Source organism: Aulosira sp. FACHB-615 (assembly GCF_014698045.1).
Taxonomy (GTDB): domain Bacteria; phylum Cyanobacteriota; class Cyanobacteriia; order Cyanobacteriales; family Nostocaceae; genus Nostoc_B.
In genome coordinates, this window is sequence record NZ_JACJSE010000022.1 from 93,104 (window position 1) to 108,806 (window position 15,703).

At 39.8% G+C, this 15,703-nt stretch carries 12 protein-coding genes, 1 pseudogene and 1 CRISPR repeat array; of the genes and pseudogenes, 2 read left to right on the forward strand and 11 right to left on the reverse strand.

What is annotated here, in order from left to right; genetic code table 11:
* Position 1 precedes the first annotated feature (1 nt).
* From H6G77_RS25965 to bchB, 4 genes are all read right to left on the reverse strand, one after another.
* Positions 2–601, reverse strand: coding sequence for a helix-turn-helix domain-containing protein (locus H6G77_RS25965; RefSeq protein WP_190873092.1), 600 nt, complete (start codon positions 599–601; stop codon positions 2–4).
* 1,041 nt (positions 602–1,642) lie between these two features.
* Positions 1,643–3,169 (reverse strand): slipin family protein, encoded by a 1,527-nt coding sequence (locus tag H6G77_RS25970; RefSeq protein ID WP_190595063.1) that lies wholly within the window; start codon positions 3,167–3,169, stop codon positions 1,643–1,645.
* A gap of 297 nt (positions 3,170–3,466) precedes the next feature.
* Positions 3,467–4,042 carry a Rid family hydrolase gene (locus H6G77_RS25975; protein WP_190873093.1) on the reverse strand — a complete coding sequence of 192 codons (576 nt, stop codon included), beginning with the start codon at positions 4,040–4,042 and terminating at the stop codon, positions 3,467–3,469.
* 506 nt (positions 4,043–4,548) lie between these two features.
* Positions 4,549–6,075, reverse strand: coding sequence for a ferredoxin:protochlorophyllide reductase (ATP-dependent) subunit B (gene bchB, locus H6G77_RS25980; RefSeq protein WP_190595056.1), 1,527 nt, complete (start codon positions 6,073–6,075; stop codon positions 4,549–4,551).
* Between the two features lie 463 nt (positions 6,076–6,538).
* Between bchB and H6G77_RS25985 the strand changes: the two genes are divergently transcribed.
* The gene (locus tag H6G77_RS25985) at positions 6,539–7,081 is read left to right on the forward strand and encodes an HD domain-containing protein (protein WP_190595057.1); all 543 of its coding nucleotides are present in this window, start codon (positions 6,539–6,541) and stop codon (positions 7,079–7,081) included.
* Between the two features lie 98 nt (positions 7,082–7,179).
* Here H6G77_RS25985 and H6G77_RS25990 read toward each other — a convergent pair whose 3' ends face one another.
* From H6G77_RS25990 to H6G77_RS26020, 7 genes are all read right to left on the reverse strand, one after another.
* On the reverse strand, positions 7,180–9,159 hold the full coding sequence (locus tag H6G77_RS25990) for a primary-amine oxidase (protein ID WP_190873094.1): 1,980 nt from the start codon (positions 9,157–9,159) through the stop codon (positions 7,180–7,182).
* Positions 9,160–9,299: 140 nt separating this feature from the next.
* A CRISPR array of direct repeats spans positions 9,300–9,913; the repeat unit is 37 nt; unit sequence GTTTCAATCCCCGTGAGGGGAATTAGTAGTTAGAAAC.
* A 1,064-nt stretch (positions 9,914–10,977) separates the two neighbouring features.
* Positions 10,978–11,502: a tetratricopeptide repeat protein gene (locus H6G77_RS25995; protein WP_190595059.1), complete on the reverse strand. Its 525-nt coding sequence runs from the start codon at positions 11,500–11,502 to the stop codon at positions 10,978–10,980.
* 234 nt (positions 11,503–11,736) lie between these two features.
* A complete protein-coding gene (locus H6G77_RS26000) occupies positions 11,737–12,507 on the reverse strand; it encodes a transporter substrate-binding domain-containing protein (protein WP_190873096.1) in 771 nt (256 codons plus the stop codon).
* Between the two features lie 179 nt (positions 12,508–12,686).
* The gene (gene rplT / locus H6G77_RS26005; RefSeq protein WP_190595060.1) at positions 12,687–13,043 is read right to left on the reverse strand and encodes a 50S ribosomal protein L20; all 357 of its coding nucleotides are present in this window, start codon (positions 13,041–13,043) and stop codon (positions 12,687–12,689) included.
* Between the two features lie 24 nt (positions 13,044–13,067).
* Entirely contained in the window at positions 13,068–13,265 is a 198-nt protein-coding gene (gene rpmI, locus H6G77_RS26010) for a 50S ribosomal protein L35 (RefSeq protein WP_062289269.1), read from the reverse strand.
* A gap of 257 nt (positions 13,266–13,522) precedes the next feature.
* Positions 13,523–14,311 carry a peptidylprolyl isomerase gene (locus H6G77_RS26015; RefSeq protein ID WP_190595061.1) on the reverse strand — a complete coding sequence of 263 codons (789 nt, stop codon included), beginning with the start codon at positions 14,309–14,311 and terminating at the stop codon, positions 13,523–13,525.
* Between the two features lie 174 nt (positions 14,312–14,485).
* Complete coding sequence (locus H6G77_RS26020) at positions 14,486–15,079, reverse strand: photosystem I assembly protein Ycf4 (protein ID WP_190595062.1); 594 nt, start codon at positions 15,077–15,079, stop codon at positions 14,486–14,488.
* A 511-nt stretch (positions 15,080–15,590) separates the two neighbouring features.
* On the opposite strand from H6G77_RS26020, the pseudogene H6G77_RS26025 reads away from it, so the two are divergent.
* Positions 15,591–15,703 (forward strand): annotated as a pseudogene (locus H6G77_RS26025) (photosystem II D2 protein (photosystem q(a) protein)); the annotation flags it as partial.

Consider the following 15,703-nt stretch of genomic DNA (forward strand, 5'->3'; position numbering starts at 1 on the left):
CTTATTGATTCGTCTGCATTAAATTAAATGACCAAGGAAAAGTCGGCTCACTGTGAGTTTGCAAGTCACCAATGGTAATATTGTTATCTTTTGTCTCTTCTGTTTTTTGTTGGTTGGAACTTTTTGGTTTAGTCGAAAGTCCCATTTGTTTGAGTAGACGATTGACATGGCGATCGCTAATCGAAATACCCAATTCATTTGCTAAATGTTTGCTTAACCATTGGGCTGTCCAATAAGTAAATGCGTAGCCATAATCACGCGGACTATGACTTACCAATTCTTTCAATCTGTCAATATATTGAGCATTCACAATTTTTGGTCTCCCAATTGGTCGCTCATTCCATTTATGCGCTAAACCTGCTTCTGCTATACCAATCCAGTAACGTGCCATTTCTTGAGAACAACCCACAATCTCACATATTTGAGTTTGAGATTTACCCATATCCGCCAGCAACATAATTTCAATTCTGCGGAGATATTCTGGCTGTAAATTACTTTGCAAATTTTTCAACAAAGCTTTTCTTTGAAAAGGTGTCAAAAACTTACTATCTTGCAGATCGTAATTTTCCAAACCTTGGTATTTGCTAGAATAGTTTGACATAATTACTACCAGTTATTGTTGACAATTGCTTATTCGATGTGAAGTCAGAATCTGGCAATGATGAAGGGATAAATTTACTCTTGAAAACCTGTTGATTGAGAAGACTGACTTCTGACTGATGGAAAATGAAAACTTTTAGCCGACGTTGAATGTTTGCCCCTTGAATTTACGAATAATCAGGGGAATTTTTCATATTGCATTTGTTGGGACAATCTAGATTTATACAGCAGATTCGATGTTTATGAGGTACAGCAACTGATTGAGAAAAGTAATGAGTAATGAATAATGAGTAATGAGTCAGAAATTTACTGATTACTCATTACTTAATACTCATGGTGTACCTCACTTACTTCAAAAGTGCTGTATGTAAATAGCTGCTACTAAAATCGTCAAATTACAAGTATTTCTAGTAGTAACTATTCTACCTGTAGAGAAAAATTGTGTTAAAAACTGCGCTCCCCAATTGTGAGCGCAAAGCATTGAGCAGTAGTAGTTTATAAACCTGACAAAATATTTAGCCAGCATAGCTGTTGTTTGCCTCAATAAACAGCAGTTTCTGGTAAACACCTAAACAAAATCAACTATGAACTAGTAAGACTGAATAATTTGGCCAACTTTCCTATAGTTTGGTGTAACGCTGGTATTAGTTTCACAAAATTGCTTGATGAGTATAGGAAAGTAAGCTAGAAGAGAAATTTTGCCGAAAACCTGTGGTTCCTCACTTTGTTAAGTTAGCCTAACTGTTATTCTTTTAAGAATTTTTCTAAATATAGTCAATAGGTTTTATGAAAAAAAGATGAACTTCATGAAAAAAATATATTTTCTTTATTGAAAGTTTAATAATTAGATTTATGTCAAATAAAATAACCAATATTTAGGACAAAAAGTACATTAAAAAAGATGCGAGTGTTTTATACGTAACAGGACTTACGCACCAAGATTGTCTATGAAGATTGGGTGTAAGGGTTTTAGATACATACACCCCTATACCCTCGCCAAAACCCTTGATTTTTCGTTTTTATGGGTAAGTCCTACAGGATATTATGGCCGATTAATCCGAATCAATTCAGTCAAGATACTATCCAAGCTACCATTAACTTGAATTTTTTCAATTTTCTCGGCAATTCGCTCTAGTATTTCTAATTCTTTCAACCGCAATGCAACCGGGTTATCTTCCATAACTCTGGCGGTATTTAACATACTGCGAGTTGCAGCAGTTTCTTCACGCCGACGCACTACGTTAGCTTGGGCGGCTTTTTCCGCTTCTACTACTTTGCTCAAGATAGTTTTAATTTCTCCAGGCAGAATAATATCTTTGACCCCTACTGAATCAACTTCAATTCCATAGTCGGCGGTTTTTTGACGGATATATTCAGAAATACTTCTGTCAATTGCGCCTTTATCTTCTAGTAAAGCATCTAAGGTTCTTTCACCAACTGCGCCACGCAAAGCAAACTGAGCTTCTTTATACAAGTAACCAACAATATCTGACAAGCCATTTTTGGCTCTCAGAGGGTCGATGATGCGAAAACCAGCCGTTAAATTCAAGCGCAATGGTACTTTGTCTTTAGACAAAATGTCTTGGCCAGAAACTTCTAGAGTTTGCTGACGCAGGTCAAAAACTTCGGTTTGCAAAGAACGCCCAAATAGCCACCAGACGTGCATTCCCGGTTGCAGTTGAGTTTGAAACTCTTGATTGATATACAGTAACCCCAGGTGTTGTGCAGGTACTTCGCAAATATGCAAGAAGTTGCGACTCAAAGCCAGAGTTTCTGGTAAACCCGAAACTAATTCAGCAATTAAACGTGGTGGTAATGTTGCCTCGGTGTTGATGTCAACTACTTCTATTTCTACACCTTGCCAAAATAGTTTGCGGCTACATGGTTTGAGGATAGCAATTACTTTACCTTGATAACGTGCGATCGCTACTTGTTGATTTTGTAATTGTACTACCTCACAATAAGCCGCCACAAACTCAGGATGTCGCTCAATTAGCACATCCTCTAAAGGAAAATCAGGATTTGGCAAAATCCGGCTGAGAGTCCGCACTGTCACATCTCTATCAACAGCCCAGAAAGCATACTCCCCAGGTTCTAGCGGCTGTACAAAGTTATTCTGTACATACAGCAAACCAATCTCATACTCAGAAATGAGAAATTTCTTGATTCCATTCAACGCAATTCCGCGTAATTGTTGAACAAACTCCGCAGCTAAAACTAAACTTTGATTCAAGTTAAATAGATGAGTTTCTACCTCAATAAAACCACGCCAAAAAGCCCGGAGTTGGTTTGGCGGAATACTCACCCAAGTTTGTCCCCAGTGGACTAAAGCCGCTTGACCAAAACCAGTTCTCACGACTATGAGATGTTCCTGTAACTCAGAACTGTGATTTCGCAACAATAGTTCTAAGTTATCAATCTTCGCCTCTGGTTGATTGAGGTCATAGGTTTTAACTTGCCAATGCTTACCAAAATAAGTGTAAGTACCGGGCTGCAAAATTTTCTTAAAATCACTACGGTGATATAGAATACCGATTTCGTGAGGTTTGATATAAAAAGTTTTCCACATAGTAATTTGCATAGATAACTGGGGAAGTTTTCGCCCCTGACGCAGATTGAATAAAAACATTTAGCAGTTCCACTTGTGTACTGATGTATAAAATTGCCCAGAACACACCGTGATTGAGCTAATAAGTTTTTAACATCTGTAATATATATACTACATTGTAATTTTAAACTTCGCAAATGTAAAATGTTATTTACTATACCCATTCTCCAAAATTTCGATATACATACAAAAACTTGTAGGGGTGAACAGGTGTTCACCTCTACAAGTTCATACGTAGCAATTAAAATTATCTAGAAATTAATACCAGCCATTATTACCTGATTCTGGAATCACAGCATAAGCATCAATTTCAAACAACATCTCATCAAGCGCCAATCGAGGAACAGGAATGAGTGTGTTTGCGGGTGGTTTATTCCCCCACAAATTACCAATTTCGCGTCCTAACGGAATTAATTTTTCTTGGGTGTGATTTACTATCAAAACAGTTGTTTTGACTACATCTTGCGGTCTTGCACCAGCCGCATTTAAGGCAAAGCGCAGATTTTGAAAAGCTTTGACTAATTGTTCTTCATAATCATTGGAGATTACATTACCTTGTAAATCTGAACCAAATTGGCCAGAAATATACACGGTTCTTGTTCTTGGTGGTGTAATCGCTATGTGACTATAGCCATTTTGAGGTGCGTTATATAACGTTGGTGGATTCAGCAACGTCACATCTCTATTTCTGTTACCTTGCGCGACTACTTCCTTTTGGGTTCCTGCTGCAACTATAGCAGTACCTAATCCGCTACCTCCTAGCCACAAAAGAGCATTTCTGCGTGAAAATTTTTTCACTATTGAATTAACCGCACGAGTGATACGTTGAGTCATTGAAGTTCCTTCGATTAAATGATCTATTTTTGACTAGGCTATGCTTATATTATGTGGTTAATTGGACTCAAAAATCACGTCTTTTTTCAAAAGTTGAGTGCAATTACGCAGCTAATATACTAACTTTAAAATATCTTTAATATTTGACTAAATTACTTTAGAGTATTTCAAAAAATCGCTACTTTTAGAAAAAAATTGATAGTAACAGGACTTACGCACCAAGATTGTCTGTGAAGATTGGGTGTAAGGGTGTGTGGCGTAAGGGTTTTAGATACATACACCCCTACACCCTTGCCAAAACCCTTGATTTTTCGTTTTTATGGGTAATACCAATTTGAAAAATGATTGCGACAAATGGGTTACTGAAAAGCTCACCAGTCAGCAATTTCCCAATCCAAAATCCAAAATCTAAAATCCAAAATGGTATAAGTCCTTAGTAAGAGCATTTTTGTCTATAAATGCTCTTACATCATCAATCGAGTTCAAGCTAACAGTTAACTGTAAAACTAAGCCCCGACAGCTTCTTTAGCAGCGTATAGCACCTCAGCATTGATATCTTTGAAACCGCGATCGCGGGCAAATTTTTCAGTATTTCGCTTGACTTTACCGCGCACAAATCCCGGTATTTTATTTAATTCTGCTAAACCATCTTTTGTCCAATTCAAATCAGATTCGGCAGAAATTCCTTTCGTAATTACTTCTTTAGTATCGTGTCCACCAAATATTTCTAATAAATGGTCTTCCATTCCTAAAGTAAAGGAATTGTAGATTAAATCTGTGATTTGATTTGTACCTTCGTAGCCTAAAAATGGTTTGTAACCAATGGGGAAGTTTTGGACGTGAATTGGTGCAGCAATCACACCGCAAGGAATATCTAAGCGTTTCCCGACGTGGCGTTCCATTTGCGTACCGAAAATGGCTGAGGGTTCGACACGAGCGATCGCATCCCCAATTGCGCCATGATCATCAGTAATCAGTACTTCGTCGCAATATTCGCTTACCTGTTCGCGGAACCAGTCAGCATCATATTTGCAGTAAGTTCCTGCCCAAACTACATGAATCCCCATTTCTCGTGAGAGAATTTTGGTAAGGGCGGCGGCGTGGGTGTTGTCGCCAAATACCACAGCTTTTTTACCAGTTAAATTCTGACAGTCAATCGAACGGGAAAACCAAGCCGCTTGGGAAACATACAAGGTTTGCTCGTTGATATATTCTTCATAGTCAACATTTGCGCCTTGTTCGTTAATTACCTGTTGAATTTTGCGGATGCAACGGGCAGTTTCTACCACACCCATTGGGGTAATATCTACGCAAGGTGTTCCGAATTCTGCTTGTAAGTAATTAGCTGTCATTACACCTAGTTCCCGGTAAGGAACCAAGTTAAACCAAGCCTTGGGCAAATTCTTTAATTCATGAACAGAAGCACCTTCGGGAATGACGGCGTTCACCTCAATTCCCAAATCACCCATGAGTTTTTTCAGTTCTGTACAGTCGTGGTTGTTGTGAAAACCCAGGGTAGAAATACCGATGATGTTAACTGATGGCTTTTCGGTTTTGGTTGTCGGTAGTTCGCCTTTTTTGCGGGCTTTTTCAATATAGTATTGAACGATTTGATGTAGAGTGCGATCGCCTGCTTGCAATTCATTGACGCGATAATGGTTCACATCCGCCAACATGACATCGCCTTTGGCTTCTAGCTGCGCCCGTTCGACGAAGTTTTGTAAGTCTTCTTGCAAAATGCTAGAGGTGCAAGTCGGAGTTAACACAATCAAATCGGGGTGTTCCTCTGCATCTTTGCGGGTAATATTGTCAACCACCTTCTCTTGCGAACCGCGTGCTAATACGTGGCGATCTACAACACTGGCTGTCACTGGGGTAAAATCTCGCTCCCGTGAGAGCATGGAACGCATAACGTTAAAATAATCATCTCCGAGGGGAGCGTGCATAATCGCATGAACGTTTTTAAACGAAGTAGCGACTCGCAAAGTACCAATGTGGGCTGGGCCTGCGTACATCCAGTAAGCCAATTTCATCAGGCGTTCTCCCTTGTGAACAAAATCAGAGGTGGACTATGATTGCGAAATTATTAGTCTTTGATTGTCCCAAAACTTGTAGCGTGGAAGAAATAGGACTATTTACTAGTTGATTGGTGTCAGAATCGCTGAAACCTTTGTGATGATTAGATTTTAGCTTTTAAGTTAAACAACATATATATTGTTTAAGGAAATAATTCTTAGTCTTATGCAAATCTTGTTAGCAAGATAAAGCTGTTATTTAATATTTATTCATAAACTCTGGGCAAGTATTCTTAATATTTCTACATATATTTTGGCATGAGAAGTGCGATCGCTATCTTTAAAGAACCAGAGTATTTGATATTACATCATTTCAAATCTTGCACTAAAAGAGGGTTGAGCGAAGTCGAAACCCGCCAATCTCAAGTTAAATTTAACTTAGTCCTTATACCTATTTAATAATAATGATGAGTAATTTTACATGAGTCATCAAAGCAAAACCTTTCAAACAGTCAATGAAGCTTATCAGTTTCTAGAGGAATTGGGAGCTTTACCAAAACTGATACTTCACGTTAAATTAGTTGGCGAAGCTGCTGATTTGCTCATCTCAAAATTGTATGAATTACAGGTGCAGTTTGATGAAAGTTTTTTGCGGTTGGGTGTAGCGTTTCATGATGCAGGTAAAATTATTCATCCAGAGGAATTGACAGCTAAAGGTATCAATCACGAAGCTGATGGTGAGAATTTACTCATCAAAAATGGAGTTGATTCAACTCTGGCGCGTTGCTGTCGTTCTCATGCTCAATGGCAAACAATGGAATGTTCTTTTGAAGAGATATGTGTTGCCTTAAGCGATACACTTTGGAAAGGCAAGCGTAACAATCAATTAGAAGATTTATTTATGAAGATGTTAGTAAAAAGATGCCATAAAGAGTATTGGGATATTTTTATAGAAATGGATTCTTGTTTTGAAAAAATTGCTTCTGATGGTCATTTAAGACTAGTGCGTAGTCAAGCCGTATAAAAAATAAGAATGTATAGATTCATAATCTTGTGCCTCATTCGTGAAGAACTAGATTCCCGACTTCTTCAAGAAGTCGGGGATCTGCGAGTATTTGATAGTTATTCAGGCAAATTAATCACAGGATTACGGCTAAAGAAACCGCGTGGAAATAACTTGAAACCAACGCGATGAACAGGCATTACAGGCCAATCTTCAGGACGGGGTACGTGTGTCATTCCCATTGTGTACCAAACTACGATGTCTTCATTTGTTAATGATTCATTGTCAGAAATATATTTTGGTAAACCTTCTTTTGGTTGGCTTTGATTGGGATAATTACCACCTGCATAAAGTTCATCTGGTTTATATTTTGTTACCCAAAAATGATGTGTAGCAAATTCGGCGCGTTTGCGAATTTCTGCACCTTCAGTTGGAAAAAATATGGTGTTTCCAGTTGGCATTAACATATATGCAGTTCCCACGCCGAGAGTATTCTTTTTATCGGTGCTGCTAATCATCCATTCTCGGCTATGTTTGGTATCAACATCACGGACGGCAGCTTTTTCTGTGGCTAATGGTGTGTTTTCGACTGCGATCGCATTTCCTATAGGATTTTTACCACTAATTGGTACAGAGTTGACATTCATCTCTGTGACAGAATTTGCCTGTCCGTCTACATCCATATCGAGGCGGTAATTAAAAAAGTGTTGATGATTTACGCCAAAAATATTTTTAGCCAGTAACCGTCCATAGGAATTATCAAAAGATTCTGTTGCTAAATTTGTCCCTTGGGCTAGAACAATTCCGCTTAATTCGTTTTGAACTTCTAAAGTACCGTCTTGGTGAAAAATCCAATTCAGGCTGTAATCATAATTATCAATTGTCGCCGTTATAGTTAACACTAACTCCCGATTGCGGCGGACATCATTACGCTGAGTATCATATCCATAATGTTTCCAGAGAATACCATTATCACGCTCATAAATACCAACAACTCGCGGCATTGTCACAGGTTCGCCTTGTTCGTTGGCAAATATCGCATCTAATAAAACTCCGTTGCTGGGGATATCTTTACCCAACTCCAGCGCATTCGCTAACACACCAAAGTTATATTCACCAACATCAAAAGCATTGCGAAATGACCAAGTAGGATCAGGATCACCATAAGGGACTACCATTTCTGATAGGCTACCACGATATAAAACTCGTCGCAGATTTTCCCCATCTTGGTAATTTACTAAATACAACACTAAACCGTCACGCGGGTGCATTAAATAGCGAAACTTCCAACCTTGCCAACTAATTTCATTTCCATTAATTTGGAAGGTTTTACCATAAGGCTGAAAAAATTTTAACGGTTTTGGTGGTGTGAGTAATTTACCCAAAGATTTTAGATCATAGTCCCACTTTTCTTTAGAGAATGGTACGATGCCTCTATCTATTAGACTGACGACTTTACCTGTATTTAAATTAACTGTCGCTAATACACCTTCAATGGGACTACCGTAATAATTCCAGTTATCGCCTCGATAATAAGATAATCCACGCACCAAGCGATCGCCTGTTGATTCTTCCTGTTTACTTAAGATTCCCGCCGCCCAACAACTAACTTTAACATCATCAAAATCTTTAATTTCCCTTCGTTGCATGGCTTTTTGCCATTTTTCATCAGCTTTAACAATTTGAGATGTTAAGGCACATTCTGTATAACCTAAAGCTGGTTGAGCATTGGCTATTTCTTGCCAAGAATTAAGGGACTGCTGTTTTACGTCAACAATACCTTCGTAGGTTTTGTTTTGTAAACGTTCGTATACTACTAAAAAAGCTTGTCGTTGAACTTCTTGATTGGGTGTAAAATTTAAAACTTCCTGTTTATCCGGTTCTTTTAAAGCCACAATCGAAAAAATAGCCGTGTCGCTTAACGATTTTGCTTTTTTAACTACCTCCACGGCTGTGGTAATTTCTGTTTCTGTTAACGGCGTTAAAGGGTGTAAAATCTGCGGTTGTTGAGCAGAGACTTTACTTATTAGTCCAAAAAATATACTCAGGCAGATAATAATATTAATGGCTAAAACAGCAAACCGCAGTTTCTTCATCATCTGTAACTAGCAAACAAAGAACTTCTATTTATTCATTTCTCAGTATGAACTATATAAATCCGGTTTGATTGCTGGATGTATTTGTGTAGGCGCAGATATTAGTCTTATATAAAACCGATAGATTTTGCGATCGCACTTTTGTTTTAATCCCCTTGTGGGGAATTAGTGTTTAGAAACTCTTTCAGAAAGAGTAAATAAAAACCCGGAGTCATCTAGTTTCAATCCCCGTGAGGGGAATTAGTAGTTAGAAACCTTTGCTACCAACCCAGGTGGAACATGTAACTATGTTTCAATCCCCGTGAGGGGAATTAGTAGAAACTTTCTCATTTAAAGAACAAAGAACAGTATCCGATAGTTTCAATCCCCGTGAGGGGAATTAGTAGTTAGAAACTAGATGAGGATGTATATAAGGATGTTGCATCTGGTAAGGTTTCAATCCCCTTGAGGGGAATTAGTAGTTAGAAACTCAATACCAAGCGCCGCGCTTAAGACCGCAACAGATGTTTCAATCCCCGTGAGGGGAATTAGTAGTTAGAAACGAGTCAAAGTTTGTAGATGAAGAGGAAATCGAGAAGGTTTCAATCCCCGTGAGGGGAATTAGTAGTTAGAAACATACCAATTCTTTTAAATAACTCACCAATACTAAGTTTCAATCCCCGTGAGGGGAATTAGTAGTTAGAAACGGCTTCTTAGAAGAAAGAACAGTTGACAAGGTAAGTTTCAATCCCCGTGAGGGGAATTAGTAGTTAGAAACCCCGCCGCACTGAAACCGATACGGAGCAAGGTTTTTGGGAAGCAATTTGACGAATCTCAAAAAGATGTCAATTTCAGCCGTCATAATTGCGACTAATTCTCAACTTACCAGATATATGAAACGCTGTAATTATTTTGTTGTCAAGGTTCTGGCGATTTTGACGAATCCCCAGGGTTTTTAGCCCCCGCTTTGATTTGTCAACCATCAAGTTAATACAAACATGATACAGTGACCAGTCAGGTTTGTCTAGTACTCATGGTATCTACTTAGTTGACGATGCGGATGAGTTACGCAGAGGGAGAAAAAATCAAGGATTGGGGTAAGGGTGTAGGAGAGGATGTTTTAAAAGCCCTGTTGTTGGTAGCCAAACATTTTAGATCCCCCTAAATCCCCCTTAAAAAGGCTACGGTGTACACACAAGTCTTGAAATCCTAGCCAAAGTTTGGTTTTGTCGTCTAGCTTTCGGTTTTGCGATCGCTCTGGAAGCCTGTCATTGCGTTCGCGTAGCGTCTCGTAGACAAGCAATCGCCAAAATTACGGGATTATGCGATTACTTCGCTCCGTTATCACTGCGCTCGTAATGACAATTCAAGGGGTCTATAACGCAATACAGTTCCGTTAAGGCAAAAACTTAGACTGGTGTAGGTTGGGTGGAGGAACGGAACCCAACATTTTCAAGGCTTTGTTGGGTTACGCTATCGCTACACCCAACCTACTATTCTCTTAACTTTAAAAGAATCTTAGCCCCCCCTTTTTAAGCTACGGTGTACACACAAGTCGAAAATTTGCCGTATGAAACCGCATCCCGCCTTGAACTAAAGTTCCAGGCTCATAGCCAAAGTCCACTCAAGTGGACTATAAGACATTTTTAGGTGAGTCATCTTCAGATGACTTTTGCTATGAGACTCGGAATTCATTCCGAGGCGGGACAGATGCACTACACGAATATTTGTGTGTACACCATAGCCTTTTTAAGGGGGGTTGGAGGGATCTATAAGTACCAATAAACACAACTAACCACTTTTAAAATAATCCCTTACCCTTCTTTTTATTGAAATCCTGAACTATGCAGAAACTAAACGGCGTAAAGATTCAGCACGACGTTTAGCGGTGGAATTATTAGGAGCTAATTTGAGAGCTTCTTCGTAACTTTGTAGCGCCTGAGTATTTAATTTTTTGCGCTCATAGGCGTGACCGATGTTATTTAAAGCTACTACATAATCGGGTTTAATTTTCAAAGCTTCTTTGTATTGGCGAATTGCTAAGTCATATTGTTCTTGAGCAAAGTAAGCGTAACCAAGCCCATTATAAATAGGAGCAGTTGCTTCTTCCCCTTCTTCTTCAGCAGCTTTGAGAGCCTTTTGAAATAACGCGATCGCTTGCACGTACAATTTTTTTTCAGAATAGATACAGGCTAACTCGTAATATTCCTGAGTTGTACCTTTTTCTTTCTCCAGTTTTTTTCGCAGTTTGGAAAATGCACTTTCCAACCTGCGAGTTTTGAGAATTTGCCGAAAAACACTCACAACCGCGAATGTCAGAATTGCCACCACAATCGAGAGGTAAACAACAGCTAGATTATTATCCATCGCCTGCTAAGACAAATATTAAAACTACTTTCTCTATCTATTATCAATCTTAGAGAAGTTAAAAGTTCAGGACTTACGCAAAAGTAACGTAACTCCGTCATTACGAGCGATAGCGAAGTAATCTCCCCTGACGCTGAGATTGCTTCCCTACACTTCGTTTCGGTCGCAATGACATTATCGGCGTTGCGTAAGTCCTAAAGTTAAAAGTTAAAAGGCAAAAGTACAATATCTCTTTTAAGGTAGTCCCCAATATTGGGCGCGTTGCTTCAGCCAACCTTTAACTGTGTAACGGGCGATCGCTTCATTTACATTTCGTCGCAATTCGTCGTATTGTACACCCTTGGGCATCACCACAGATAAAGGTGCTGTCGATAGCTTGGTTGGTAGCAGGCGATATTGGGGAGATTGTTTGATCCAACCACTCAGAACACTTGCATCGGCGGCGAAGGCTGTGGCTGTATTATTTTCTAACTTTTCTTGCCCTTCTTGGTAAGATTGGACTCCCACTAACTCAGCCTTGGGGAGATAATAACGTACTTGAGCGATCGCATCAGAATTGTTGAGGACAGCTATTTTACGGTTAGCTAAATCTTGAATTTCTTTTACAGAAGTATCTTTAGTAATCAAGTACGTGCCATCCAAATAATAAGGCACACTGAAACTTACTAACCGGGAACGTGCCTCAGTAGCCGTGACTCTAGCAATAGCAAAATCAACTTGATGCTTTAAGACTACAGATAAGCGATCGCGATTTGCTACAGGCTGTAATTTCACCGCTTCGGCTTTCCCTAGCAAATCGGCGGCTAAACGTTGCGCCAAATCAATTTCCAAGCCTTGAAGATTGCCGTTAGCGTCCCTAAATCCCAAGGGAGGCAAATTATCTTTAACGGCAATTTTAAAATAGCCCCGCCGTTGAATTTCTGGCATTTCTGCGGCAGATGCAGGTAAACCTGTGACTAACAATAAACAGCAGAAAATCACCAAAATTCCGCTAAATAACCCCATATATAACCGATTCAAGGATAAAGGATAAAGGATAAAGGATGAAAAACAGACTTGTTGCTTGATTAATTTTTTCAGCAACGAGCCAAATTTGTGCAAACCCCTTGATTGATTTTGGGGGTAAGTTTCAACCTTCATACTTCATACTTCATCCTTCAAAGGTTATTCATCCGTTAGCACCTTTATTTCGCTTGACTGGCTGCTAATTCAGCAATTTTGCCGAAGCTGGTAGGATCTAAAACTGCTAATTGTGCCAACATCTTGCGGTTGAGTTGGATATCAGCTTTTTTCAAGTTGCCAATCAACTGACTGTAGCTTAAACCATGTTGTCTAGCAGCCGCGTTAATCCGAGTAATCCACAAACGGCGGAAATCACGCTTGCGTTTTTTGCGATCGCGGTAGGCACTACGTAGTGCCTTCATTACTTGCTGGTTAGCAGTTCTAAACAGAGTTGAGTGTGAACCGCGAAAACCTTTAGCTAATTTGAGAATTTTATTGCGGCGTTTACGAGCTACGTTACCGCGTTTTACCCGTGTCATGTTCTAATTCCTAAAAAATTTACTCTACAAATAAGGAAGCATCAAGCGTACGTTTTCTTCGTCGCGCTCGTTGACGATGGCCATTTTGGAAAATTTACGTTTTTTGTTAGTGGTTTTATGTTCTAACAAGTGGTTTTTGAACGCTTTGCGGCGGACGATTTTACCGCTACCAGTAGCGCGGAACCGTTTTGCGGCTGCTTTACGGGTTTTTAGTTTAGGCATTTGCTGGCTTTAATTTGACGATTCGACACAATCTATCATTATATACTATTAAATTTGCTGAAATGCCAAGGTGGTTTCAGAAATTAGGGAGTTGGGAATGGGGAGTGTACTTCGACTGCGCTCAGTACCCAGGGAGTGGGAGAGAACAAGATCCCCGACTTCTCAAAGAAGTCGGGGATCTGAAGTATTGCAAGTTCTTGACTTTACTGAGTACTCTTTTTCTTACTCAGCACTCAGCACTCAGCACTCAGCACTCTTCATTGAGGAACTTTCAGGTTTTCTGCACCTTGGGTAACTTTCGCAGAATCAATGCGATCGCCTTGTTGAATTTTGTTGACGACATCAAAGCCTTGGGTGACATAGCCAAATACAGCGTAGTTACCATCCAAGAAACCCAAATCAGCTAAAGCAAAATAAAACTGCGAAGAAGCTGAATCTGGCATTTGCGATCGCGCCATTGCGATCGCACCTTGTTTATGGCTTAACTCTGGTACTGTCTTTACACCTGCCATTTCAAAGGTTTTACTGTAAATTGGGGCAGCTTCACCCTTGGGTTTGATTTCTAAAGGTATATAGCGTTCATTGCCAGATTTCGGGTCAATATAACCGCCTGTTCCCAATCTATCAGCAGGAAATTTCGGGTCTTTCCCTTGGGGATCACCGCCTTGAACAACAAACGGCTGCGGATCACGTACCACTCGATGGAATGCCAACCCATCGTAAACACCTTTTTGGACTAAATCGACAAAATTACCTGCGGTAATCGGCGCATTTGTACCATCTACTTCGATAGTGATGGGTGAACCTTTCACCGTCATCACTACAGTAGCTTTACCTTCAAGCCTTGGTAAATTACTCATTCCGGGAATACTCTCACTTGTTGTTTCAGGTACAGGCGTTGCTTCAGTAGTTGTATTACTAGTTTCGGTAGCTGTTCCTGTTGGAGAAGAAGTGCTAGAGCTAACTTGCTGTGTAGAACATCCTCCCAACATTAAAGCAGCGACCATCAAAAAGGTAACTAAAAATTTTGTAACTTTTAACCGCATTTTCAGGTACTGACTCAACCAGAGTATCTTAGCCTCTCAAGTGAATAAAGTTAAAAGGTAAAGGTAAAAAGTAAGCCATTGCGGTGGACGGGTTTCCCGGCATAAAGCAAATGGCGAACCCGAAGGGCAAAAGATTATTTTCTTTTAACTTTTGCCTTTCTACTTTTTACTTAATTAAAGTCCTTCCAAGGGGACTTGCAAAAAGCGGGCTAATTCTGCACCTTTGGTTTCTATTTCTGTCAAAGACAGGGGTTGACCGACTCTTGTTAAAGGAACATCGCGCCGTCCCTTAATTCTGAGGTAAACTGCACGCTTAGGATTTAAACCTTCTTTAATGTCTAATCTTACAGATTGGACATCACGAATGCGGGCAGAAATTTCAATGCGGCGGTTTTTGCCAGGGAACCCCCAGCGAAAAATTTTAACGGTGTCAGTTTCGTGGTTAAACTCGTTGTAACCACCGCCCACATCTAATAAAATCATCAACCACAGGAATAAAGCTAAAAGTACACCAGCAGTGCCATACAAGCCCATAACTAAACCTTGGGGTAAGAACACTAATTGAGTCGGATCGGTGACTAATAGCAAATTGACGTGCAAATAACTCGATATACCAGCTAACAAAAAGCCTGTGGCTCCTAAAGTTACAATAGTTGCCCACCAGTAGTTACTCAACCGACGAGAACCGAGAACTTTTTGATGTAACACGCCCGAAGAAGCGCGATCGCCATTAGAATCGCCTTGGTTAATTGTTGTTGATACGGTCATGGAACTACTTTGTGAATGGTCAAGGGTCAAGGGTCAAGGGTCAAGGGTGATTTTTCCCTTGCCATTAGTTATTCTCTCTCATTTCCACCCCTTCCTTGTTTCCTCCACTCCCCACACTCCCCTCTCTCTCCACACCCGCTAACCATACGTGAGAAATTCGGGCTAACTCCCCACTCCCTTCAAAGATAATTGTGATATTTCTGAGAAAAGTTGTGTCAGATTGTAAAATTTCTGATATTCATATTATTTAATAGGTTTGTAATCAATACCAGAATTCCCTGTGTAGTTCAGGCAAAAAACCGAACTAATGTGATAAGTTAAGGATCATTAAGTTACCACAAGCTAGGTTACTAGCCAATGGTACGTGTAATGGCATAACCCTGAGAAATGTCAACTTACTTAGAAGGCAACCTCTCAGAAAATCAGCCGCTTTCAGGCTGCGGGAATTGTCAAAAAAACGTTTATTCCTCAAGAGCGTTGAAATTTTTAGTAAAAAGAGGATTTTAGTCCGATGACCATCGCAGTTGGACGCGCCCCAAGTAGAAGAGGGTGGTTTGACGTACTAGACGACTGGTTAAAGCGCGATCGCTTCGTGTTTGTAGGTTGGTCAGGAATATTACTATT